Here is a 24805-nt window from a genome sequence, read left to right as displayed (position 1 = left end):
CGAGCGAGGCCACCATGATCGATGCCGCCGAACTCAAACGTCTAGACCAGCTCATTCATCAGCTCGGGCCCGGCGGTTCCGGCACGGGCAGCGCAAGCGATGAGAACATCGCGCGCGAGATCGAGCAGATTCTCGCCGATCTTTTCAGCGATAGCGGCGCGTCAGGCTCCGGCATGCCCTCGATGCCTTCCCTGCCCTCCATGCCTTCCCTGCCCTCCATGCCCTCGCGGCCTTCGACGGCAACTCGCGCCGCGCCCGCCAGCTACAGAAGCACATCGACGACAGGCGGCGTGCCGGCCGGCGACGGCTCGGGCCAATCCAGTTCGGCCAGCACGCCTGAAGCCAAAAAAACCGCGCAGTACTTCATGACCAATCTGCAACGCGACTTCGGCCTGACCCGCAACCAGGCCGCGGGCGTCGTCGCGAATCTGTGGCACGAGAGCGGCGGGATGAACCCAGGCATCAACCAGGGCGGCGCAATCGGCGCGCCGAACTCGAACATGCAATCGGGCTATGGCATCGCGCAATGGACCGGCTCACGCAAGCAGGACTACCTCGACTATTGCTCGGCGAATCACCTCGATCCGTCGAGCGAACAGGCCAACTACGGCTTCCTCAAGCACGAATTGCAGACCACGCAAGCGGGCGCGATCGACGCGATAAAAAGCACACAGTCCGCGCAGGACGCCACCGTTGTGTTCTGCAATACGTTCGAGCGTCCAGGCGATCCGCAGATGTCGAGCCGCCTCGCCGACTTGCAGTATGTGTTGACCGCGTGATCGAGCATGTTCGGCGCGCGCGATTCTCAAGGCCACTTGTGTTGAGAACGGAACGCGCCGGACACGCCGTTTAGAACAGCACGCGCCGCGTCACCGCTCCAGCGTCTCCGAAGGCGCCTCGTGAAACTGCTTGCGATAGCCGCTCACCAGCGTCGAACGATTCTGCACGCCCCACTTGTTGGCCGTGAACAGCACCGTGCGCTCGCCGTTAAACGAATCGTCGAGAAGGTCCGCGCGAATCCGCTCCATCCGCAGACGGCGAATCAGTTCGGTCGGCGAAAGACCTAGCGAATGCTTGAACGCGCTTTGCAACGCGCGCTCGGTCACGCCGACTTCGGCCGCCACTTCGCGCACCGACAGATCGCGCCGGTCGAGGTTTTCCTGCAAGTAGCGATAAGCGCGCCGGTAGCGCGCGGGCAAACGTGCGGCGACGTCGTCCAGTTGCGGCGCCTGGCGCGCGGCCTTGCCCGCATACGACACGAGCACCTGCGAATCGTCGCGCAGGCACTGCGTGGCGATCAGCGCGTACCGGCCGAAAAACAGCATGCCCTCGCGGCTGCGCCCGAGCGCCTGATGCGTCTTCGCGACCGCATACAGATATTCGAGCTGCCGATGCCCCGTCGACGCCGCGTGGTCGATCCGATGCAGCGGCTCGAGCAGCATCTCGGCCAGTTGCGGCGCGTCGGACGCGAGCGCGGCGAGCACGACTTCGAGCCGCGTGGTGCGCAGATAATCGCCGAAGCCGCGCTGCTGAGCCCAGTTCAGATGCGCGGTGATGCCGTCGAGCGCCGCGCGTTCGCCACGCGCCAGCGCGCGCAACTGACGCAAATAATCGACGCGTTGGCGCAAGAGCGGCGTGCAGACGTTCAACGCCTCGACTTCGTGAAGATCGGCTTCGTCGCTTGCGGAGGCCATCGAGCGGAATGCGCCGGGTGTGCCTGGTGTGCCCGCGCCGCGCAGCGTCTGGTCGCCGAGGCCCGACTGCCAGTACGCGTGATCGGAAAGCAGCGTCGCGCCGCGTAGTTCGCGCTGCACCGCGACGTCGAAGCGCAACGTGGCGATCATCTCGCGCCAGTGCCCGAGCGACGGATCGGTGATTGCGGCCGCGAGTTCGTCGAGCGCGTCGCCCGAATCGCGCGAACGGCCGAGTTCGTGCAACGCACCGACAATGCCGAACCGCGCTTCGATCTGCTGCGCCGCGTCGACGTCGGGTTCGTCGACGAGCCGTGCGAAGCACGACAGCGCGGTCGCGAGCCGGTGACGAAACAGTGCCTGCCAGCCGGCGTTGCGGCACGACGCCGCGCGGATCGCCTGACGCGGCGAGCGGATCGCCTTCTGCGCGCGGCGATACTGTTCTTCGGCTTCGTCGCAGATGCCGAGCGCCATCTGCATGTCGGCATGCAGGCGCAGCAAGTCGGGCGAGCCCGCGGCGCCGCGCGCGAGGTCCGACCAGCGGCTCGCCTGCGCGCCCGCCGGTTGCAGATCGCCGTCGCGTATCTTGTTGAGAAACCCGTCCGGCAGATCCTGCACGGACAACGACGCCGCCAGGGGAAAGTAAAGCGTCAGGAACATTGCGCTACTCCTCGTTGATGCGCGCGGCTCGATTCACCCGCACGCATGCTGCTGCAAACCGATCGTTGCGAATGCCACCATCGTTCGCATCCCCTAATCTATGCAGATATGCGGCGCACATCTTCAACAAATCTGAGCGTTCGGGCCGATTTGAGAACTGTTGAGATTCGCGATGCTTGCCGAACGTGGACAGGCCCGCGCGCTGGACCCTATTGCCGAACCATGCAACTCGCAATAAGCTGACGAATCCATTGCCCGGCGAAATTGTCAAAAGGCGTCGACCGCGCGTGCCGCGAGAACGCCTCTGCGCACGCGGCCACGATCGACATGACCGGTGAGCATTTGATCCGCCGCACGCGGTGGCGCCCAGCCGACCGGGCTCGCCGAATCCGCTGGAGATCCACGATGCCGTCATTACGACCGAACGAAACGATCCTGGCGTTCAGTCGCTTCACGCTGTCCCAGGAGCCGCCGCGGCTCGTCGCCGATGGTCTCGAGGTCGAGCTCGGCGCGCGGGCGCTCGAACTGCTGATCGCGCTCGTCGAGGCGCGCGGCCGGCCTGTCGCCCAGGCCGAGCTTGGGCGACGCGGCTGGCCTGAGCTGAACGTCGACGTCAATACGGTTCAATCGCAGATTTCCGCGTTGAGGCGCGCGCTCGGCGACGATCGCGATCTGATCGTCACCGTGCCGGGTTTTGGCTATCGCTTTGCCGCCGAGGTTCAGACCAACGGCCCTGGCGATTCCGCTTCGCCCACTCCGCCCGCTCCGCCCGCTCCACCCGCGCCGAGCTGGCAGTTGCCGAGCGAGCCGCCGATCGTGACCGCGCCTCGCGCGGCGCAGCCCGCGTTTGGCGCAGCGGCGAGCCCGGCCCGCACGCAGCAGCAACTCACGCCGTTCATCGGCCGGCATGCCGAGCTTTCGGAAGTGCTCGGCCTCATATCGATCACGCGGCTCATCACGCTCGTCGGCGCAACCGGTGCGGGCAAGGCGCGCCTCGCACACGAAGCGGCGCGCCGCCTCGCCGCGCGCTTTCGCGACGGCGTCGTGCCGGTGGCGCTGTCGGCGCTCACGCCCGACGACGGTTTCGCCGCTGCGTTCGCGCTTGCGTTGCATCTGCCCGCGGGTTCGGGACAGACGCCGCTCGCGCGTTTGCTCGACGGCGTGCGCACGCGCGACGTGCTGCTCGTCGTCGATTGCAATGAGTGCGACGGAGCGCTCGCGGCCCACACGCTCGACGCGTTGCTGGCGGCCGGACCGAACGTGCGTGCGATCGTGACCGCGAGTGCGCCGCTTGGCTTGTGCATCGAGGAAGTCGTCACGCTCGGCCCGTTGCGCACGCCCGAACAGTCTCGCGTGAACGCGACGCTCGCGCCGGAATACGACGCGCTGCGTCTGCTGTTCGCGCGGCTCGCGACGCTGTCCGCGCGGCGGGAGCGGCAACGGGTTTCGCAGCAAACGTCCCAGCAAACGTCCCAGCAAACGTCGCCGCGTCCGCTCAGCGGCAACGCGCTGCTGACCGCGCTCGACGGCGGGGCGATGTCGCAAGCCGCCATCGACGCCGCCGTGCTCATCACGCAACTGCTCGCCGGCGTGCCGCTCGCGCTCGAACTCGCCGCGGCGACCATCGACCAGAACATGCGCGCCGGCGAGCCGCTCGAAAGCGCACTGGCCCGCTACGCGCAATGTCTCGATGCGCTCATCGGACCACGCATCGAAACGCCCGGTGTTCCGCATTCGCGCTCGGCGCCGATCACGCTCGCGTTCGACTTGCATTTCGCGCGGCTCGACCGACGCGCGCGTCTGCACTTGCTGCGCCTCTCGATGTTCGCCGGCGAATTCCCGCGCTGCGCGGCCATCGGGCTGCTTGGCGCCTGCGAGCCGCCGATGGCCGCAAGCACAGGCGTCGGAACGCCGGAGCAAACGCACGAACGCACGCCCGCCACCCTGCACGACGCAATCCGCAGCGACGCGCTCGCCGACGCCGCGCTCGACGCGTTGACCGAAGCGGGCCTCGTCGAGGAAATCGACAGCAGCGGACAGTGGATGCTGCATATCCGGCGACCCGTCCGCCATCTCGCGCGCGACATGCTGCGCGACGCCGGCGAATACGACCGCACCGCGCTCGCGCTCGCAACCGGCCTGCCCGTGCGGCTGAACGCGCATCGCAAGCGCGGCGAGCGCGCGCATATCGACGCGCTCGACATCAGCGATCTCGAAGACCTGCGCGCGTCGCTCGAATGGAGCACGCAATGCGAACGCTTCGAAACGGCGATCTCGCTGCTCGAAGGATCGGCCTGGCTGTGGACGCGGCTTTCGCTCGAACCCGAATATCTGCAGCGCAGCCGTGCGGTGCTCGCCGGCGTGCAGGCCGGCGCCACGCCGCGTCGACGGGACGAGATGCGCGTTCATGCGGTCCTCGCGAGCACGCTGCCACTCGCGCATGCGCCGGTCGCGCAGGCCATCGCCGCATGGGAAACCGTCTACGAACTGGCCAACGCGTGTGCGGACAGCGCGTTCCGCGAGCGCGCGCTGACCGGTCTCATCGTGTGCTGTAGCGAAGCCGGCGATACACGTCGTGCGGCGGAATTGCAGGCGCGTTACGACCGCATCGTGAAAGCGGGCAATGCGCGCAGCGGGGCCGCGTCGCGATGACGGCGCTGACTTGGCCGACATCGCTTGCGCATTGCGGCGACTTGGCGTGGAATTCATCGCGGGCATCGTCACGTGTATTCATTGCCTAACGCTTCGGCAATGCGCGCGGCAATCGAGTCCCCGCCGATGCTCAAAAACTTCGCGACGATCGCGAGCGCCGTGGGATCGCCGCTGCGCAATACCGCAGCCGCGCAACGCCGCCAGTCGCGATCGGCGAGCATGTACAGACACCAGGCCTGCAATGCGGTGACGACGGGCGAACCGTAGCCCTGCTCGTCGATCTGCCGCAACAGACGCAACGCATCGATCCAGCGCCGCGAATTGACGAGCAGCCTCACCTCGCAGATGTCGACGACCGCCGGGTTCGGATGAAGCTGGCGCAACACGAGCAGCAGTTCCTCGAGGTCTGCGTGCGCGCCGAGCCGCAGTCCCACGGAGAAGATCGTCAGCAGCACACCCAGCACCGCGACACTGCATGGATCGTTTTTCATTGCACGTACCTGGGCGAACGAATGGCAGAGAGCGACACTCTGCATTCTCGGACGCGCGGCGCGTGGCTATCGCGCGCATACGAAGCGCGGAGCGTGATCGCGAAGCATGCGGTTGTGGCGCGCGGATTTCGCGTGCTCACACCCCGCTTCGCATCCGTCCGCGCACGCCGATGCCCTTCCCATAGTCTGTCTGTGTTGAAGTCGGCGCGGTCTGGCGACCTCATCAGTCTTCGTTATCCGCATGAATCAACCTTGTGAGAGGAACCATGACCACCAATAACGTGAACTCCGCGTACTACCAGAGCCCGACGTTCCAGTACCCAGGCGGGCAGCAGAACGGCGGCGCGAACCAGGCGCAGATCGACGCCGACATCCAGCAGTTGCTCAACGACCTCGGCATCACGGGCGGCCAGTATCCGGGCGGCAGTCAGTATCCCGGCGGCGGCCAGTTCCCCGGCTCGACCGGTCAGTATCCCGGCGCGCCGTCGAACGGCAATCCGCCGCTGCGCTCCATCAAACTCTCGACGCGCTCCGGCGGCGAAGTGAGCCTGCTCGAAGATCCGTCCGGCAATCTCTACGACAAGAACGGCAAATCGGTCGGCACGGTGGGCGCGGACGGCAGCGTGAGCTTCACCGCCGACGGCAAGAAGGAAGTCAACGAACTGATGACGAACGGCCGCTCGCCTTTCGACCTCATCATGAGCGGCGGCCTCGTCGAAGGCGAGAAACAGAGCGACGGCACGTACAAGTTCGCAGCGGATCAGGTGAACATCGGCGCGGGCGATCTGAATCTGAACAGCGCGCCGAACAATCGGGTTCAGCCGCTGACGGTTGAGCAGCCCGCACAGTTGCCGGGTAATTACACTCTTAACGTGTGACTTTTACGTTCGACGTGCCGCTCACCGATACACGCACGCATGCTGACGGCGAACCGCCGATGACCTGCGAGATCCCGGACCCAGGCTCGTACAGCGTGCTGCCGTCGATCATCGGCACGGGTTCGGGCGATCCGTATCCGCTCTATGGATGGTTGCGCGCGCATCGGACGCTGTGCCGCGACGCGAGCGGCGTATGGCTCGCGTCGTCGCATGCGCTCGTCACGCGCATACTCGACGACGCGCGTTTTTCGGCGCGGCCGCCGCCTGGCACCGAGCCGCTCGACGATCCGCTCGGCTATGCCAGCATGGTCGTGTTTCAAACGGGCGAAGCGCACGAACGGCTGCGGCGCTTTCTCGGGCCGCTGTTTTCACGCAAGGCGTTGGTGTCGCTGCAAGCGTTTATCGACGATGAAGTCGCGCGCCTCGTCGATCAATGCGAGCACTTGCCGCGTTTCGATCTGGTCGCGAACATCGCGAGCGTGTTGCCGGTGCGCACGATCTGCCGTCTGCTCGGGTTTCCCGATGCGCATGGCGCGAGTTATCTGGAGGCGTCGGCGGGCGCGTGGCAACTGATCAGCGGCGCGCCGATGTCCGCCGCGGAACACGCGCTCGCGGCCATGCACACCGAAGCCTTCCTCGCGCAAGTCGAATCGTTCATGCGGGCGATCGACCCTCACGCCGCGCCCGATCATGCGGCCTCGCGCTTCCTGCGGCTCGAACAGGAAGGCGGCATCGGCCGGCGCGAAATGCTCGTCAATATCCTGTTTCTGTTTATCGCGGGATACGGCACGACGCTGCTGTCCATCGGCAATAGCGTCGCCGCGCTGCTGCGCGAGCCGCGCGCGTGGCAGGCGCTGAAGGACGACATTTCGCTCGTGCCGCAAGCCGTGCGCGAACTGTATCGCTACGATCCCGCAGTGCAGTCCGTGTTTCGCTATGCATGGGACGATGTGGAGATCGACGGCTGCCGGATTCGTCGCGGCGAACGCGTGATGCCGCTCATCGGCGCCGCGAATCGCGACCCGGCGGTGTTCGCCGCGCCCGATGAGATTCGCTTCGAACGCGAGGCCGGACGTTCGCTGACGTTCGGCGCGGGTCCGCATAGCTGCATGGGACTGGCGCTCGCGCGGATGCAACTGGAGTCGCTATTGCGCGCGTTGACTCGGCGCATGCCGGACTTGCGGCTCGCGCCTGGTTGGCAGGCGCGGCAGCAGCACGGTTCGTTTCATGGGTATGACCGGTTGATGGTCGAGCGTTAGTTAGGCTGAGCGTTAGGCTGGTCGTGATTGAACGCGATGCGCGTGAGGCTCGCGCATCTTGCATCGCATATCGGGTTGTCACTCGGACAGGAACTTCACGTCGCCCCGGTTGCCCGTATAGGTGTCGTACGACACCACCTGCGGGCCGCTGCCGCCTTGCGTATTGTTCGAACCGATCAACGTGATGCGGCCGTTGTCGTTGCTCGCGACGATCTCGACGTGCTCATCGTCGCCGACGATGCAGATGTCGCCCGGTTTCGCCTCGTTGCGGCTCACCGTGCGCCAGCCGTCGCCTTTCAATTCGCTGTGAAGCGTCGACACGAGATTCGTGTGCTGCGACTCGGAGATCTTTCCGGACTTCACGAGACACGCCGACGCGAAGTTCGCGCAGCACACGGTCGTGTCGACGCCCTTGTCCATCGGCACACCCTGGTCCGCCATGATGCTGGCCGCCGACTTGTGCAACTGCGTCTGGGCGACGCCCGCCGCATTGCCCGAGCCGGCCGGCCGCACATTCGCGTCGCCTCGCTCGACGGCGCCGTTCGCGTTGACCGCGCCCGTGCCGGATGAACTGCGATAGCTGGCTTGGGTGACGCCGCCGCTGCTCGTCGGGAGCGAAGGCATGGAGGGCATGGAAGGCATCGGCATGCCCGACGATTCCTGCGATGGACTCGTGATGCTCAACAGGAACTGCAGGAAGAGTTGTTCGAGCGCGTTGTCACCCATGCCGCCTGGCGAATTCCAGTTCGCGCCGACGTTGCCGCCGACGTTTCCCCACGCGTTCGGTTGCGTCGTGATGGATCGCGTGAACAGCGACGAAGGATCGGCCGCGCCCGTATATCCGCCTGCCGGATAGGACAGCGTGGAAAATGCGCTATACGTCATGACGACTCCTTGTTAGCGAAGCGACGCGGTGGCCTGGCGCGCGTTGTTGCCGGGCACGCTTGAATGTAAACGCGGCGCGATGCAGTTGCCGTGTGCCGCGCGCAACGATGCGCAATAAAGCGAAGCGGACGATGAGGTGTTGCGGCGGGGTGCGGGGTGGACGTTAGCGGTTGTCGCGGGTACTTGCATGGCGTTGCGGCATTCTCGCGGGAGCCGACATAGAAAGCGATTCTGCGCAAGTTCGTTCGGCGGGTTGCGACGTGCGGCGGCGCGCACGCTTCGTCGTTGCGCGGCATCGCGGCGATCTCGCGCAGGTCGCCGCAAGAAGTCGATTCTGCGTAGATCCGTCCGGCGCTTCGCAGCGTGCCGGCGCATCCGTCGCGCTTCATGTCTACTACCGCCATTGCGTTGCGTCGAGATCGCCGTGCCGAAACATTCTCTTTCCGCGCTCTGTCCCGTGGCCGCGTTGCATGCGCCTGCTGTCGCCGTCCGCGCGCTCGTCGCACTTGCGCTCGCGAGTCTACTCACCGCGTGTGCCGACCCGACGCCCGGTTCCATGCAACTGAAGATCGCCCAGCAGCAGAAGCTCGTCCCGCCTGCCAACGAAACCTTGCCGCTGTCGCTGCGAGCCGGATCGCAGGAGGTCCTTCAAGACGTGTTGAGCGCGGTCGGCGATGAAGTGTGGAGCTGCCGGCGAAGCGGCGGCGCGCTTCAGTGGACGTCGACAGGCACGGAAGCCACGCTCGTCGACCAGGCGCGCAAGAGCGTCGGCACGGTGATGCCCAACCGCATGTTCAGCGCGTACGACGGCAGCTACATGATCGGACGCCTCGCCGCCGACCAGACCGTCACGCCCGACGCGCTGCCGTGGCAACGCATGGACGCGCGCTTCAATGCCGGCGAGCGCACAGGCGAAGGCCGCTTTGCGAGGACGACGTCGGTGCAGCGCGTGCTGACCTCTGGCGGGCTTCCGCCGAATCCGGCTTGCGACCAGGAAGGCGTGTCGCTCTTCGTGCCGTATTCGGCGACGTATTTGTTCTATCGCGCGAGCGACCCCGCCGCAGTGGTGCCCGCGCCGGAGCCGCCGTTGAGCGCGGCGTCGGCTGCGCAATAGCGTGGTCGGGTCTTGCGTCACGCACGAGGCGAAACACGACACATCAAATTCGCACGAAACGCGTGACGTATAGCGCCTAACGCGGCGCCCGCCTCACACGCGACGCCCGACGCCACACTCCCGCTTCTCGCGCGCCGCGCCGCTGCATGCTTCGGAGGACTCGATGAACTTCCGCTTTCCGCCACTGACCTCTCTTCTACCCAGCCGCGATAACGCCGCGACTTCATCACAACAGCAACCGCAGCCACAAACCCACCCCACCACCCCCGACACCCAGACCCCGCTCAGCGGCCTCGCCCGTCTGTCCGACCGCGTGCGCCACAATCCGGTCACGCGGATTTTCCGCGCGTCAAACACCACGGTAACCGTGCTCGAATCGACGCTCACCGCAGCCGGCAGCGTCGCCAACCCAGCCGCCGATACGCGCTTTCCCCGTCCGCCGCAACGTGCGCCGGCGCAGGAACCGGCATCGCTCGACAGCGCGGCAATCGCGATCGGCGCACAGGGCGCGCAACTCGCGAACGCGTCGATCGGACGCACGGCCGCCTTCCTGGCCGACGACGCCACGCGCGGCGCGCTGCCCGTGCCGAAGTTCATGAGTCCGCGCGCGATCGGCCAGACGCTGCGCCGTCTGCGTAACCGCGAAGCCAACGCGGCCGCCCGCGAATGGGCGCAAACGCTCGACGATCACTTCATGCAGCCCGTGATCGCCGTGAACCGGCTCTTCCCGATTCCAGCCGATGCCACGCCGGAGGTGGCGGACGCGCGGCAGACCGCCATCAATAGCCTGCTCGACGGACTCACGCTGCGCAGACCCCGGCCGGCGCGTGGCGATGCGTCGTTGCCGCCGGCCGTCGAACGCCTGCCGCAGGAGTGCGTGGTGCCGGTCGCGGAGGCGCTCGCCGAGGCGAGCGGCGGCGATCCCGCGCTGGCCGCGCGAATTCTCGAACGCTTGCAGCAGCCGCTAGACATCGCCAGTAATGCACCACCCGACAAGTCCAACGCACCCGACGCAACCGATCTGGAACCCCGCACCTGGCGCTGCGCGCAAAACCTCGCGCAGGCGCGTTGCGCCGCACTCGAAGGTCTGCTGCGTTTGCAGTTCGGCGACAGCGCCCCGCATGCGGAGCGCGGCAACAGCGCGGCCGCGCGGCTCGTCGTCTATTTGCAGGCCGGCCACAAGCTGCGTTCGATGGACGCCGACCTCGGCGCGACGCCCACCGATCTCAACGACGACGCGACGTATCGCATGTTCATCGACGATCCGTATGGCCGGCACGCGATGCTCGCGCTCGATGCGGCGCGGCGTCTGCCGTCCGACGCCGTCGACGCGAACGAGACCAACGCCCACGACATCGGCGCGTGCGAGATCGAAGCGATCACGGCTTACCGTCTGTGGCAAATGGGCTTCGACGAAAGCGGCCCCGGCTCCGATCTGGAGCGCGCGTCACAATTGCTGTTCGACGGCGGCACGACGTGGGTTGAGCGCGGCGCAGAGCGGCAGCAGCGCAAGGACGCGGCGCTCGGTTCGATCGACGGCGCACCGCCCGCCCAGCGCTTCGCGCATGCGAAGGCGCGCGTGGGGCTTGCGGTACACGACGTGCCGCGCGTGTTCGGCAGGAACCGCTCGCCGATCGGCGCCTCGAGTCTGCTTGGCGCCGACACGCCGTTCTTCGACACGACGCGCGGACGGTACGACACCGCGCTGATCGCCGCCCGCACCGCGCTGCTCGACTACAGCAACGAGCAGTTGCCACGCGCGGCCACGCCCGGCCGGATGCTCACGCATGCGCTGAACGCGGAGCGCCTGCGGGCATGGACCGATGCGCGCCCCGATGTGCCATCCGACGCGCGGCTTCGCGAGTTGCAAAAGCGCCGGCCCGAATCGTTCGAAATCGGCCGGCGCGACGCGCGGCGGATGTGGGACGCCGCGCGCGCACGCGTCGCCGCAATGCGTGGGCAAGGCGATCCGCGAGCGCAGCGCAACGTCGAGCGCTGCTTGCGCATGTTCGACGATCGCGAGCGGCGCCGACGCTTCGTCGATGAAATGACGGACGGCGGCTTCACGCTTGCCACGCTCGAACGCTGGTTCAATGCAAGCGCGATGGCCGCCGACGACGCCCCGCTCGCCGAGCCCACGCAGCGCAATCTGCAGGCCGCGCACGATCTGCTGGACAACCCCGGCATTGCGCCGCTCGAACGGATCACGACGCGCAACTTGCGCGAACAGCATCTCGCGCTGATGGCGCAGAACGTGCCGGGCACGGGCTTCACATCGTATGACGGCAATGCGCTCGGGCTCGACGCCAGCGCGTGGGGCAACTTGCCCGCGAAGCTGCTGGTCTCCGCGGGACCGATCGTGACGGTACTCGGCGGGCGCGATTCGATGTATTCGATCGGCACCGCGTACGAAGGCGGCCAGATGATCTTCGGCAACCGCAGCCGCGTGAACGGCGCGCTGGGCGCGCAAGGTTTCGTCGGCGCGGCGCTCGATGTGGCCGGCGTCGCGGGCATGGCGGGCGGCTGGGCATCGTCGGGCGTCGGCGGCTCGCTTGCGTGGGAGCAGTCGGTCGTGTTGCGCGCGCGGCGGCTCGCGCCCACGCCCGCGACCGCCGCGCACGAGGCCGAGGTCTGGCACAAGGACAGCCGGCAGATGGTCAACGCGTACTGGGACGCAGCCGAACAGGCACAGACACCCGACGAGTTCATGCAGATTCTCGCCGCCGGTATCGCGGACAACGAACGTATTTCGCTGTCGTCGCAAAGCAATAACGCGACGTCGGTCACGGCGACGCCGCTGACCGTCGGCGGCGTCGCGCGTGCGAACGTGCCGGGCGCGAGTTCGCCGGATCGCGTCGGCGTTTATGCGGGCGTGAGCTCGGGCGTGACGCTCTATTCCGCCGCCGATCTGAAGGAGAGCGGCGCGCTTGCCAGCACGATCGGCGCGACGTCCGTGCAGGGCTCGCTGACAGCGAGCGCGGGCGCGCAGTTCGCGCCGCGTGCGATTGCGCTCCGCGACGACGGTTTGAGCACGGGCTTGGACTTAGGCGACGTGGGATCGGTCAGCCCTGCCCCGAAGACGCTGGCCGGCGCGGCCGTCGACGTCACGCCGTTTGGGCGCTCGTCGTTCGTCTTCGCGATGCGCGATAACCGCGGCCTCGTCGCCGAATACACGATGCAGGACCGCATGTTCCGCAACGCCGACGACTGGGCCCGCTCGGTGCGCGCGAATCCGGCGTGGGTGCACGGCATCGGCGCGCAACGGCTGCAACAGGTGATCGAGCAGACGCAGTTGGAATCGTCCGGTGAGTTTTCGTTCGGCGAACGCTGGGTCATCAAGGATGAATGCGTACCGCGCCTGAACCAGTATCTGACGTTGTCGAATCAGTTGCGCTCGCGTCTGGAAGATGATGCGTCCACGCGGACGCTGAGCCGCGCGGAGCGTGCGCTGATCGAGGCGAAGCTGCGCACGCTCGAACGGAAAATGCAGAGCGCGTTCGAAGACCCGTCGGCGTGGCGGCCGCTCGGCTTGTTCGGTTTGCGTGAGGTCGCGCGAAGCAGCTCGCAGGGCTGGAAATATGGACTGCGGGCATCGCATGAGCAAAGCCGGATCGGCAAGAGCCTGACGTTCTGGACGCCGGTGTCGGAACCGGAGGGTGAATCGGCTGCGTTGGAAGTTGGTGGCGTGGTGCCGACGCATGCAAGCACGGGCACAGCGGCCGCTGACGCGCCAGGCGGCGCGATGTAACGACGGGCGGAGGCTTTGTCGATGGCTTTGGCTGCTGGCCGCAGCCCCCAACTACAACACCTCCCCCGCCGTCGATACACCTTGCCGCGCTTCGTCCGCGATCAGCCGTTCCATGATGCGGCGCGCGTGCACCGCGCCCGCGTCGATCGGCAGCATCGCCGGGCGCAGCGACCAGAAATCGCGTTCGCCGATCATGCGTTGCTGCGCTTCGAGCATCGGAATGTCCTCATCGCGAAACGGCGCGAGCAGGCTTTGCGCCGTGCGGCTCACCAGCTCCGCGCCATGCTCGCCGATCGCGCGCGGCAAACCGAACGCGAAAAAATAATGCGAACTCGCGGCGGTTTCGGGGGTGAGCCAGTGCGCTGAAACCGCTTCGCGCGTCGTCTCCGGCAAGCCGCTTTCGCAAATGCGCACGACGATCGTGAGCAGCCCTGGCGGTATCCATTGCACGTCGAGTTCGCGGTCGGCGCGCTCGCCATAGAGCAGATTGAAACTCTGCGTGAGCATCGGCCGCAGATATTCGCCCTTCATCTCGCGACGCACCGACACCGTGTTGCCCGCGACCGTCGCACGTACCGCGCCGCTCGCCATCTGCTCGCTGCCGAGCGTTTCCGGATGCAGGTACTGAAAGTGGCTCAGGTCGAGCAGATTGTCCGCGCTCAACTGATAGTTCGCGTGCGTGTGCAGATAGCGCTCGCTCGTGAAGTTCTCTTGCGGATCGAGATAGTCGAACGCGGGAAGCGGCGTATCCGATGCGCGTTGCGGATCGCCCGGCCATAGCCAGATCGCGCCGTATCGTTCGCGCACCGGATAGTGACGCGCTTCAGCGCGCGCGGGCACGCGGCCATCGCCGTGCGGATTGAACACGCAGCGGCCTTCCGCGCCAAAACGCAGTCCGTGATACGGACATTCGAGCGCACCGTCGACCACGCGTCCGCGAGACAAAGGCGCGAAGCGATGCGGGCAGCGATCCGCGAGCGCAACCGCATGTCCGCCGGCAACGCGATACAGCACGACGGGCTCGTCGAGCAGCGTGCGCGCCAGCGGCGCATCCGCCGTGACCTCGCTGGACAGCGCGGCGACATACCAGGCGTTGAGCAGATACGGCACGGCGAGTCTCCAGTCGGATCGAGGCACGATTCACCTGCGGCGAGCCCATATTAGGCAATCCGTAATTAAACACGCTCAACAATTCTCATAGCGGTAAATAACGGCAGACGCGCAATTAAGCAGGCGCTCGTGCGGAAATAAATGCGTATTACGGATTGCAAGCGATGGACGCGCGTGTCGCTTGCCCCCAATACCGCAGCGGTTAAATATTGGCCGGCGTCTAAACCGCGCCCTAACCTTACACGAACATTACATCAATGTAAGGATCGCGCGTAAACGGCTGTCGCAAAAGCGATTTCCGCGCTTCGCGCAGCTTCGCGTCTGTAAGGTTTAACGCGCCCTGCTCCGTCATTATTTTTTCGGCAAGCGGCAAAAAACGTCTATTGCGCCGAGTGAACTACGAGAAACAGGTAGTCGAAAAATGGCAATTTCGTGATCCGCTTTTCAATCAGGCGATTGAATCGCGGTGAGGAAACAAAACGTTACATCCTTGATGGACCGCTCCCTCTACTGTCGAGTCATTCGAATTGCGTAATCGGCCCAAACCGCAAACGCATCCGCCTACCCGTTCCACGAATGACGTTCGCCTTTCGCCCGTGAGTCTCGCGGGCGAGCGGTATCGCACGGAGGAAAAATGAAACTTGCAGTGATGACCAGAAGCGCAACACTGTTCGGGTTGATCTGCCGTTGTTTCGAAGCCGACGGCGCGGTCTGCCATCGGTTCGCCGATGACGTCGCCTTCGCGCGCGCAATCTATCGCGACGAATACAGCGCGATCCTGATCGACGCCGACACCGGTCTCAATCCGCTGCGCCCGGTGCTCGCGCGGCGTGCCTGCTATGCCGACCGCCGCGCGCCGCTGATCGTGATCGGCGCGGGCCACGACCGCGAAGCCATCGCGCGGCTGTTCGATGCGGGCGCGGACGACGTCGTGCTGTCGCCCGTCGATGCGCGCGAGGTGATGCTGCGTGTGCACCTCGCATTGTTCCGCGTGCAACTACAGAGCGCCGATTCGAGCGACACGCTGGAATGCGGCGCATACCGGCTCGATCGCCGCAACTGCACGGTTCACGTCGACGGCCACGCGGTGCGCCTCACGCCGCGCGAATTCGCGATTGCGTGGCTGCTGTTCTCGCGCCGCGGCGAATATGTGAGCCGCCGCCAGATCGCGGGCGCTGTATGGAGCCGTTCCGAAGACATCATTGGACGCACGCTCGAACAGCACATCTACAAGCTGCGCAAGAAGCTGGAACTGAACGGCCCGTGGGGCGTGCATCTGCGGACCTTGTATGCGCACGGCTACCGCATCGAGATGACTGATACGTCGGACGCAGCGCTTGAAGAAAGCGTTGAAAGCGCGGAGAGCATGGATAGCGTGGATTGCGTGGATAGCCACGGCGTCGCATTGGAGACACTGCACGACGATGCCCGCACAGCCGCGGCCATGACCTGCCTCGCACCGATGCAGCCCGTCGCTGCGCCGGCCGCGCCGCCTCGCGCCGAAGTGCATCCCGCCGATAGCGCGGTGGCCCGCAATGCGCCCGCGTGGGGCGACTCGCAAGCAGCGTTCGCCGCGTCCGCGAGCAGCGCGCCGAAAGCGCCGTACGCGTTGCTGAGCGCAGCCGCCCTCGCCGCGCGCACGCGCGGCAACGGCTAAGCCCCAAGCGTCGCGCTCAAAACTCGATGATGCGCGGCGACAGCAGAAACAAGCGCTCCATGTGACTGCGCTGGTCGTCGCGATAACGGAACAGCCCGCCGATCAGCGGAATCTTCGAAAGACCCGGTACGCCGGTTTCGCCGTTCGTCGACGTATCGACGCGATAGCCGGCAATCAAAAGACTCTCGCCCTGCCCGACGAACGACTCCGTGTTGATCGTGCTGGTCGTAATCACAGGAATGTTGTCGACCTGCTGCGAGGTAATCGCGCCGTCCTCGATATGAACGTTCAGCTTGATGTCCGTCCTGCCGTTTTCTTCCACGACGAGCGGCAACACGCGCAGCGACACGCCGGTCGACACGCTGTACAGATCCGCCGACGTGTAGCCCGACACGCGCACGAAGAAGCGCGTCTTCTGGTCCATCACGGCCTCCACGTTATTGAGCGTCGCGACCTTCGGGCTCGCATCGATCTTCGCGAGATTGCTTTGCTGCAGCGCGTTCACGCGCGCGAGCAGATAGCGGCCCGCGTTGCCGAGCACCGCCGTGAGCGATCCGCCGAGCGGCGTCGTGTTGATGACGGTCGTGCCGTCCGACAGCGTCTGCGTGCCGAAGATCGGATCGATGTTGCCGTTGTAGCCGTTTTGCTGCGTCGTGCCGTTGCCGGTCTGAATGTCGATGTGACTGTTATGCGCGCGCCAGTCGACGCCGATCTGCTTGAGCGCGTTGTCGTCGATCTCGATGATATGCGCCTCGATTTCGATCAGACGCGGCCGCACGTCGAGCTTGTCGATCAGGCTTTGATACTGCGACAGGCGTTGCGGCACGTCCCGGATCAGCACCGAGTTCGTGCGCGGATCGGCTTCGATCACGGGCAGCGTCTGGCTGCCGCTCACCGACGTGTCGCCGCTGCCGCCGTCGCCGCTATCGGACGAACCGACCGACTGCATGCCAGGGCCACCGCCCGCGGCCATGCCGTTCAGCAATCCGGCCGATGCCCGGCGCGACGCCGCCGTTCGCCGCAATGCCGGCAGGCAGCGGCGGATTCACGCCGCTTTCGTAGCCGCCGCCGTCGGTGCTGCCGGTCACGTCGCGCATCGGTTGCAGGCGGCGCATCGTCGGTTCGCGCGCCGCGCGATTGGCGGCCTGCTCGTAGCTGTCCGCGCCGTTGCGCCCGCGCTTGTCGCGCGGATGGTACATCGACGACAGCACGTTCGCGACGCCCGACACGGTCACCGTCTTGCCGTCGATCTCGACGTTGTGATCCGCGGCCCACGCATGATGCAACTGGAACACGCGAATCATCGAGCCCGAGCGCTGCGCCGCGTTGTCGTCGAGCCGGCGCGCGACTTCCGACACGAGTTGCACGTACGCTTGCGGGCCGCTCACGAGCGCGGTGCTCTGGCTCTCGTCGTAAGTGATCGGAAAGCGCGAATTCTCGATGCGCAGTTGCGTGAGCGCCGCGCGCAAGTCGGCGGCGCTCGCATGATCGAGCTTGATCACGCGCCGCGTGACGGTGTTCACATCGCTGATCGACAGCACGCTGCCGTCGTAGAACCACACGAAGCCGAAGCTCGACGCGAGCGTGTCGAGAAAGCGCTGCGGCGGCATGTCGAAGCGGCCGCTCACGCTGCCGTGGACGTCGCCGGAAATGGTTGCGGGCACACCTTGTCCGGCGGTGAAATCGCGCAGCACGTCTTTCACGTCCTGCCCTTCGGCGCTGACGTGGACCACGGAACTGCGCCAGCGGATCGCGGCGGCTTCGGCGGGCGCCGCGAGCAAGGCGGGCAACGCGAAGACAAGAGACGCTGCCAGCCGGGCAGCAAGCATGAGCCGTTTGTTGTTCATGGGTTCCACGATGTCCACGATGGTCGATGGGTTGGCCGTGCGTCATGCAACGTGAGCCGGCGATGCCCAATGTATCGAAGCGTGTGAAGCACATCCTCAACAAATCTGACGGTTCATGCGCATTTGAGGAGTGTTGAGAATTGGCGGCGCGGCGTGCGCGCTTATTTGCCCGCTCATTGCCCGCTTATTTGCGCAGCGGCCCCGCGATGGCGCGCAACTGTTCGCCGAGTCCCGAGAGCACGAGCTGATCGCGGACCTGGTCGACAAAAATCCCGACGAAGAGCGCAAGCATCATCACCGTGAGCGCGCCCTTCACCGGCTGACTGAGCGTCATCAGCTCGAGTTTTTGCGCCGACTTCGCCGCGAAGCCGAACGCGAAATCGACCAGCAGCAGCATCAGCATCATCGGCGCGGCGAGCTTGGCGGTGGTCTGCATCAGCGAGTCGGTTTGCTGCAGCACGAAGCTTTCGAGCACGTTCGCGGGCACCGGCGTCGCGGCGGTCAACGGCCACCAGTGATACGACTCGTACAGCGCGCCGAGCAGGAACGTCATGCCGCCGAAGGTCCAGAACGCGACGCTCGCCACTTGCGCGAGCAAGGTGCCCGTCGGCGTGGACTGCTCTTCGCGCAATGGATTGGTGATCTGCACATTGTTGTAGCCGGCCAGATCGTCGACGTAGATGCCCGCGCCTTCCGCGACCCAGAATACCGTCGATGCCGCAAAGCCCAGCAGCAGGCCAATGGCCGCCTCGCGCAAGCCGATCACGACAAGCGCCGTTCCGGTCAGCGACGTATAGAGCGAAACCGGCTGACCATACGCGATGAACGAGCTGAACAGCAGCACGACGCCATTGCGCACCACGCCTTGCAGGATGCCGTCCGCCGTCGGAGGAAACAGGTAGAGCATCACGAAGAGGCGCACCGAGCACACGCCGAGCACCGTCAGCGAGCGGATCAGTGTGGCGCCGAATTGCGGCAGCGTGGTGATGGTGTCGTACATTATGGATGGCTAATCAAATTTGGAACCGTGTGGCGTGCTCATTGCGCGGTGTCTTCAAAGGGCTCTGCCGTGGATGCCGGTCGGCGGACGCAAACGCGCTAGCGCGGTTTCCTCCGCTTCGTCGTCCTCGGCGTCGGTGGCTTGACGGTCCAGCTCGACATGCAAGTGCGCGATGCGCTCGCCGCACAGATCGATGCGGCTGCGATTCACCGCCAACGCGCGCGTAGCCGCGGCGAGTTCGTCGGCCTTGCCGCGCAACGTGGTGTCAATCGCTGCGAGTTCGCCTTCCATCTGCTGAACACGCACGGTGACGACATCGGCGTAGCGCATCGTCGCGTTGAGTTCGGCGAGACGAACGGCGCTGCCGCCCGTCATCATCTGCGCGATGCGGGCGTGAAAGCCGCGCAATTGCTCGCGCTCGGCCTCCGTGCGCGCGAGTTGCGCGTCGCGTTGCGCGAGCGCTTCGGCATGCGCAGCGCGCGCGGCGATCAGGGCCGCTTGCAGACGGCGCTCGAGCCGCTCGCGACGGCCTATCGTCAATTGAAGCGCGGCCACCCGTCGTCGTGTCGTCTCGGGACTGTGCGTCGTGCTCATCGTGTCAACCGTTCGCCAGTTGGAAAAGCCGCGCCTCGGTGTCCTGCGGCGCGGCCAGTTCATGCGTCGCCTGATTGAAGAACGCGCGGATCGCGTCGATCTTGCGAATCGCCTCGTCGGCAAGCGGATTGCCGCCCGGTTGATATTCGCCGATCTGCAGCAGCATCTCGACCTCGCGATGCTTCGCCAGCAACTCGCGCAGCCGGCCTGCAGCGCGCACATAGTCGGGCGTCATCACTTGCGGCATCACGCGAGACAGGCTCGCAAGCACGTCGATGGCCGGATACTGGTTTTTGGCGGCGATTTCGCGCGACAGGATCATGTGTCCGTCGACGATCCCGCGCACTTCCTCGGCAATCGGATCGTTGCCCGACTCGTCCTCGGCGAGCACCGTGTAGAGCGCCGTGATCGAGCCGTGCTCGCCCATGCCCGCGCGTTCGAGCAGGCGCGGCAACTCGGCGAAGATCGACGGCGGAAAGCCGCGCCGCGCGGGCGGCTCGCCGGCGGCGAGGCCGATCTCGCGCTGCGCGCGGGCAAAGCGCGTGAGCGAATCCATCATCAGCAGCACGCGTTGGCCGCGGTCGCGAAAGTGCTCGGCAATCGCGGTCGCGACATAAGCCGCCTTCGCGCGCTCGATCGACGAACGGTCCGAGGTCGCGCACACGACGATGGAGCGCGCCATGCCCTCGGGTCCGAGAATCAGCTCGACGAACTCGCGCACTTCGCGGCCGCGCTCGCCGATCAGCGCGATCACGGTCACGTCGCATTGCGCGCCGCGCGCGAACATGCCGAGCAGCGTGCTCTTGCCGACGCCCGCCGGCGCGAAGATGCCCATGCGCTGACCTTCGGCGAGCGTCATCATGCCGTCGACGACGCGCACGCCGGTTGCAAGCGGCGTGTCGATCATGCGCCGGCTCATCGGCGAAGGCGGGTTCGCGAAGACCGGGCGCTCTTCGATGGTATCGAGCGGCCCGAGTCCGTCGATCGGCTCGCCCAGGCTGTCGATGACGCGGCCCAGCAACGCGTCGCCGACCGGCACCGTCAGCGAACGGCCTAGTCCTACGACGCGTGTCGAGCGCGAGATGTCGGCGAGCCGCGAGAACGGCGACAGCAACGCGACGTCGCGCGTGAAGCCGATTACTTCGGCATGCTGAAGTAATTCGCCGTTCGCCGAGCGCAGCTCGCACAGTTCGCCGAGCGTCACGTCGAGTCCGGCCACCTTGACGAGCGTGCCGATGACTTCGAGCACCTTGCCGGTTCGCGCGATGCTCGCTGTCGACAGGATCTCGTGTTCGATCGCATCGGCGAGGCGCTCGGCATCGAAAAGCGGAAGCAGCGCGTCGTCGGGGTCGTCGGCTTCGTGCATGGCGGGCGCATTGGCTGCGCGCGGCGGGGTCATCGCGAGCCCTCGTCGTGCCCGCCGTTCCAGTCACCGTCTGCATGGGCGAGTTCGGCGGCGTCGTGCTCGTGCTCGTGCTCCTGCACATACGGCGCGAGCGATTCGGCGACCGCGCCGAGTTCGCTCGCGGACTGCTTGAGCGCCCGGGAGACAGCGAGCCGCATCGCGCGCATTTGCGTCGCGAGGCTCGCGTCGATGGCGCCGAAATCGGACTCGCACAGGCAACTGCCGGGCGCGAGCCGCTTGTCCGCGACCACCGACAGCGGAAACGGCCGGCCGAGATCGCGCCAGCGCGCGGACAGCCGTTCGAACGCGACGCAGGCCTTGTCGTAATCGACCGGGCTCACGGCGACGCGCAGCCACGTCGCGCCTTCGACGATGCGGTCGACTGCCGACAGCGCCCGCTCGAACAGTTGATCGGCCTGCTGGACCTGCACGATCTGCTCGACGGCCACGGTCACGATGCTCGCGATCCGCTCGCGCATTTTCAGTTGCGCGCGGCGTTGGCCGGCGCCCGCGTCCGCGAGCCGCTCGACCCAGTCCGCGAGCGCGCGCTGTTCGCCGTCGCGGTAACCGCGGGTGGCGGCGTGCTCGTACTCGTCGCGCGCGGCCGCGAGAATCGTTTGCGCTTCGGCGTGCGCGGCGGCGATGATCGCCGCGGCTTCGTCGCGTGCGGCGGCGAGGGTTGCTTCGCGGTCGGCGGCGAGTTGCGCGTACGCGGCGTCGATTTCGATCAGCGCGCCGAACGTGGCGCGCGGCACCACGTCCGCATGCGCGCCGACATGGCCACGGCCGTGTGCGTCGCCGTCGATGCTGACCGCGGCGGGCAGTAGACGGTCCGATCTCAGCCAAATAGCCATGCCCACTCCGGAAGCAGTTCGGGAAGTTGCGCGAAGAGGAACGCCGTGCCGCCGGTGTCGAGTTCGCGCGCGGTCGTGGCGGGCCACGGCGGGGGTAAGTCGCGGGGCAAGGCGAGGCGTAGGAGCGGACAGGGGCATGGCCACGCGAACAGCGCCGCCTCCTGCGCATCGCTGGCGGACAGCGCCAGGTCACGTGCGATCAGCGCATAGCCTTCGTACGCCATCCTTTCCGCGTCGAGTTCTTCGAGCGAAGGCAGATGTCCACGCGTGACGAGGCGCGCTACATCCGGCACATTAGCCGACGCGCCGCCAGCGCCGCCGCCATGCCTCGGCGCAGCACCCAACCGTTCGAGCGGCACGCCGATCCATTCCGCGAGGCGGCGGCGGCTCGGCTTGTCGATCAACCTGCGCACCTCCGCCCGACGCAACAGCAGCGCGCGCATGCGCAGCACGCGCAACGCGTCGTCGACGGGCAACGCATCGAGCACGAGCGGACTGGGCGCGCGCAAGCTGTCGAAGTCCGGCAGCGGCACGCCGGCCGCGCGCAACAGCGCCCGCGAACAGGCGGCAACGGCACCGGTGTCTGTGTTCGCCAGCGCGTCGCGCAGTGCGTCGAATGAGGCGGATACCGTGGCCGGCGACACATCGAGCGCGGGCGCCCACCATGACGGATGCGCCCAGCGCGCGGCGTCATTTGCATTGCGCTGCCACGCGGCGAGCGCGGCAGCGGCGCGAGAAAATGGGAAGGCTGCGGGGGATGGTGCGGAGCGTGCTGTTGCAAACGCGGTGGATGCGGGCGTCGAAAGCGCAGAGGAAGAACTCGCTGATCCCGTCCCCGCCAACCCAACCGAAGAACCCGCCGATGCCTGAGCCGAAAGCGCAGGCGAAGACCCCGCCGCCCCCGACGCGGCTAACCCACCCGAAGACACCGCCGCCATCATCACGCCGCAGAAGAAGGTTTCGCACGCCGCCACTTGCCGACGAGCGCGCTGATTCGTGCATAAACACGCGGATACAGCGGACCCGCCGCGCCCTTCGCCGGCATCCCGCGCCGCAGCCACAGAAAGAGACTCGCGGCGCCGACGAGAAACACCAGCGCCGCACCGATCAGCGTCGGCAGCGGCGAGACTTGCGCGGGCGCGGGCTTCGGCAGATCGACAGGATCGGCGGCCACCGCCGTCACGCTCACCGCGTCGTAAGTCAGACCTTCGACGCTATGCATCACCAGCGTCTTGATCTGCGGCACGAGCGCGTTCGCGTCGGAATCGGGCCGGTACTTGATGAACACTGACGCCGACGACGGCTTCATCTGCTGCGCAAGCGGATCGTTGTTCGGCAGCACGATCTGCACGCGCGCGACGATCACGCCGTCGATCTTCGAAAGCGTCGCCGACAATTCCTGCGACAAGCCGTAGATAAAGCGCACGCGTTCCTCGGTCGGCGTCGACACGAGGCCGTCCTTCTTGAAGAGGCTGCCGAGATCGTCGTAACGGCTATGCGGGAGGCCGCGCTCGCGCAGCACCTGCATTGCGTGGACGAGCTGCTTGTCGTCGACTTCGAGCGTCCAGGTCTTGCCGTTGTCGATGGTGCTCTTGGACGCGTCGACGCCCTGCTCCAGCAGCGCCACCACCATCTCGTTCGCGTCCTGTTCGGTCAGATTGCGATACAACTCCTTCTGGCAGCCCGCGAGCAGCATACAGCCGGCAAGCGCAAGCCCGAGCGCGGCCGCGCGCATCGCGCGGACCGGGTTGTGTCTTGCTTGCGTGGCCTCTCGCATCGTCCGCAACATAGGCCTATTGATTCTTCATCAGCGTTTCGACCGACGACTTCGACGAGTTGACCACGCCCATCTTGGCCTCCATGTCGAGTTGCGTGCTGGCGAGTTCGAGCGTCGCTTTCATCGCGGCTGCGGTCATCTCCTGGACCGACATGCTGTTCGCCTGGCTCGACAACGCGACCACGTCGTTCACCGACTTCTGAATCTCCGCGTCCTGCGACGCCGCCATCTTCGCGATCACATTGGTGCTCATGTCGTCGCCGCGATTGGGCGGCGCCATGCGCGGATTCTGCATCAGCGATTTGAAGCGGTCGCCGGCCTGTTGCAGCGATGCGTCGCCACCGGCCGCGTGCGATGCCGGCGCTGCCGCTTGCAACGCGGCCGCAATCTGCTGGTTCGTCACAGGAAGTGTCATGCTCAGCCTCGTGCCGTTGAATGTTTCGGATGACGTAGTATCATGCCGACCGCCGCAATCAGATAATCAGATGCGCAAATAGCCTTGCTGCGCGATCGCCTCGTTATGCGCGGCGGTGGGCGGCGGCGGGCTCATGGCGGGCGGCTCTTGCGGCAGGTCGTCGTTGAGCGCGGTGATCGACAGCGGCACTTCGAAGGTGCCGCCGTTGCGATAGACGCGAATCGCCTCGCGCAGATCGTCGCGAGCTTCGAGCGCGCGCACGAGCTGGCGCGTGTCGCGGTCCGGGTTCTGCGCGAGCGCGGCGCTCGCCCATTGACGCCAGCCGGCATCGCCCTTCACGGACAGGCAGAACGCGAGCAGCGCCTTCGCATACGAGAAGTGCGGCGCGCCTTCGATCACACGCGAGAACACGCGGATCGCATCATCCCAATGGCCGCGCTGCATGTAGAGCACGGCTTCCATCGTGTCGAGCTCGGCCATTCGCGGGCGCAACAGACGCAGCGCGTCGAGCGTCAATTCGATGTCGTACGGATCGGCTTCGAGCGTCGGAAAATTGTTGAGCAGCGCGCAGGACAGCGTGTCGATCAGACCGCCCACAATGGCCTGACTGCAGTTGAGGTAATCCGGCGTGGCGGTACTCATGGCGAGAACTCCTGCTGATGGACTTGTCGACGAAGCGCTGCCACGCAAGGCCGATTCAGCATCGGCATGCGGCGCGCAGCGATGCACCAGGATACCGCTGCGCTTTGCGCCGCAAATGCGCGATAC

The 24805-nt window shown here is 66.3% G+C and carries 19 protein-coding genes and 1 pseudogene; 7 read left to right on the top strand and 13 right to left on the bottom strand.

Going from position 1 to position 24805, the window contains the following annotated elements:
• Positions 1-14: 14 nt before the first annotated feature.
• Positions 15-779, top strand: coding sequence for a phage tail tip lysozyme (locus tag ABIE53_RS29485; protein WP_192698953.1), 765 nt, complete (start codon positions 15-17; stop codon positions 777-779).
• 90 nt (positions 780-869) lie between these two features.
• Here ABIE53_RS29485 and ABIE53_RS29480 read toward each other — a convergent pair whose 3' ends face one another.
• The gene (locus ABIE53_RS29480) at positions 870-2351 is read right to left on the bottom strand and encodes a helix-turn-helix transcriptional regulator (protein WP_192698954.1); all 1482 of its coding nucleotides are present in this window, start codon (positions 2349-2351) and stop codon (positions 870-872) included.
• A gap of 405 nt (positions 2352-2756) precedes the next feature.
• Here ABIE53_RS29480 and ABIE53_RS29475 point away from each other — a divergent pair, with 405 nt between their 5' ends.
• A complete protein-coding gene (locus tag ABIE53_RS29475) occupies positions 2757-5003 on the top strand; it encodes a winged helix-turn-helix domain-containing protein (protein ID WP_192698955.1) in 2247 nt (748 codons plus the stop codon).
• Positions 5004-5071: 68 nt separating this feature from the next.
• Here ABIE53_RS29475 and ABIE53_RS29470 read toward each other — a convergent pair whose 3' ends face one another.
• Positions 5072-5494, bottom strand: a complete 423-nt coding sequence (locus ABIE53_RS29470; protein ID WP_006047137.1) for an HrpB1 family type III secretion system apparatus protein — start codon at positions 5492-5494, stop codon at positions 5072-5074.
• Between the two features lie 266 nt (positions 5495-5760).
• On the opposite strand from ABIE53_RS29470, the gene ABIE53_RS29465 reads away from it, so the two are divergent.
• Entirely contained in the window at positions 5761-6372 is a 612-nt protein-coding gene (locus ABIE53_RS29465) for a hypothetical protein (RefSeq protein WP_006047136.1), read from the top strand.
• A gap of 59 nt (positions 6373-6431) precedes the next feature.
• Positions 6432-7631 carry a cytochrome P450 gene (locus tag ABIE53_RS29460; RefSeq protein WP_192698956.1) on the top strand — a complete coding sequence of 400 codons (1200 nt, stop codon included), beginning with the start codon at positions 6432-6434 and terminating at the stop codon, positions 7629-7631.
• 78 nt (positions 7632-7709) lie between these two features.
• On the opposite strand, the gene ABIE53_RS29455 is transcribed toward ABIE53_RS29460, so the two are convergent.
• The gene (locus ABIE53_RS29455; RefSeq protein ID WP_192698957.1) at positions 7710-8516 is read right to left on the bottom strand and encodes a CHAP domain-containing protein; all 807 of its coding nucleotides are present in this window, start codon (positions 8514-8516) and stop codon (positions 7710-7712) included.
• Positions 8517-8940: 424 nt separating this feature from the next.
• Here ABIE53_RS29455 and ABIE53_RS29450 point away from each other — a divergent pair, with 424 nt between their 5' ends.
• Positions 8941-9630 carry a DUF3455 domain-containing protein gene (locus ABIE53_RS29450; RefSeq protein WP_192698958.1) on the top strand — a complete coding sequence of 230 codons (690 nt, stop codon included), beginning with the start codon at positions 8941-8943 and terminating at the stop codon, positions 9628-9630.
• Positions 9631-9793: 163 nt separating this feature from the next.
• Positions 9794-13378, top strand: a complete 3585-nt coding sequence (locus ABIE53_RS29445) for a hypothetical protein (RefSeq protein WP_192698959.1) — start codon at positions 9794-9796, stop codon at positions 13376-13378.
• Positions 13379-13429: 51 nt separating this feature from the next.
• Here ABIE53_RS29445 and ABIE53_RS29440 read toward each other — a convergent pair whose 3' ends face one another.
• Entirely contained in the window at positions 13430-14515 is a 1086-nt protein-coding gene (locus ABIE53_RS29440) for an aromatic ring-hydroxylating dioxygenase subunit alpha (RefSeq protein WP_310075133.1), read from the bottom strand.
• 607 nt (positions 14516-15122) lie between these two features.
• Between ABIE53_RS29440 and ABIE53_RS29435 the strand changes: the two genes are divergently transcribed.
• Positions 15123-16145: a response regulator transcription factor gene (locus tag ABIE53_RS29435; RefSeq protein WP_192698960.1), complete on the top strand. Its 1023-nt coding sequence runs from the start codon at positions 15123-15125 to the stop codon at positions 16143-16145.
• A gap of 16 nt (positions 16146-16161) precedes the next feature.
• Here ABIE53_RS29435 and sctC read toward each other — a convergent pair.
• From sctC to ABIE53_RS29390, 9 genes and pseudogenes are all read right to left on the bottom strand, one after another.
• Positions 16162-17992, bottom strand: a pseudogene (sctC, locus tag ABIE53_RS29430) (type III secretion system outer membrane ring subunit SctC).
• Positions 17993-18176: 184 nt separating this feature from the next.
• Positions 18177-18992, bottom strand: a complete 816-nt coding sequence (sctT, locus tag ABIE53_RS29425; protein ID WP_053860679.1) for a type III secretion system export apparatus subunit SctT — start codon at positions 18990-18992, stop codon at positions 18177-18179.
• Between the two features lie 54 nt (positions 18993-19046).
• Entirely contained in the window at positions 19047-19586 is a 540-nt protein-coding gene (locus ABIE53_RS29420; RefSeq protein ID WP_192698962.1) for a type III secretion protein, read from the bottom strand.
• A 4-nt stretch (positions 19587-19590) separates the two neighbouring features.
• The gene (gene sctN, locus ABIE53_RS29415) at positions 19591-20952 is read right to left on the bottom strand and encodes a type III secretion system ATPase SctN (protein WP_192699437.1); all 1362 of its coding nucleotides are present in this window, start codon (positions 20950-20952) and stop codon (positions 19591-19593) included.
• 29 nt (positions 20953-20981) lie between these two features.
• Complete coding sequence (gene sctL / locus ABIE53_RS29410; RefSeq protein ID WP_192698963.1) at positions 20982-21845, bottom strand: type III secretion system stator protein SctL; 864 nt, start codon at positions 21843-21845, stop codon at positions 20982-20984.
• Positions 21830-22783, bottom strand: coding sequence for a type III secretion protein HrpB4 (locus tag ABIE53_RS29405; protein ID WP_310075126.1), 954 nt, complete (start codon positions 22781-22783; stop codon positions 21830-21832). The genes sctL and ABIE53_RS29405 overlap by 16 nt, the downstream gene beginning before the upstream one ends.
• A 2-nt stretch (positions 22784-22785) precedes the next feature.
• Positions 22786-23634, bottom strand: coding sequence for a type III secretion system inner membrane ring lipoprotein SctJ (sctJ, locus tag ABIE53_RS29400; protein ID WP_502922744.1), 849 nt, complete (start codon positions 23632-23634; stop codon positions 22786-22788).
• A 4-nt stretch (positions 23635-23638) separates the two neighbouring features.
• On the bottom strand, positions 23639-24037 hold the full coding sequence (locus tag ABIE53_RS29395; protein ID WP_006047122.1) for a type III secretion protein HrpB2: 399 nt from the start codon (positions 24035-24037) through the stop codon (positions 23639-23641).
• 66 nt (positions 24038-24103) lie between these two features.
• On the bottom strand, positions 24104-24679 hold the full coding sequence (locus tag ABIE53_RS29390) for an HrpB1 family type III secretion system apparatus protein (RefSeq protein WP_006047121.1): 576 nt from the start codon (positions 24677-24679) through the stop codon (positions 24104-24106).
• Positions 24680-24805 lie beyond the last annotated feature (126 nt).

It is taken from the genome of Paraburkholderia sp. OAS925 (genome assembly GCF_040543975.1).
Classification (GTDB): domain Bacteria; phylum Pseudomonadota; class Gammaproteobacteria; order Burkholderiales; family Burkholderiaceae; genus Paraburkholderia; species Paraburkholderia graminis.
Note: the sequence above shows the minus strand (reverse complement) of the source record. Positions and strands in the feature narration are given on the sequence as shown.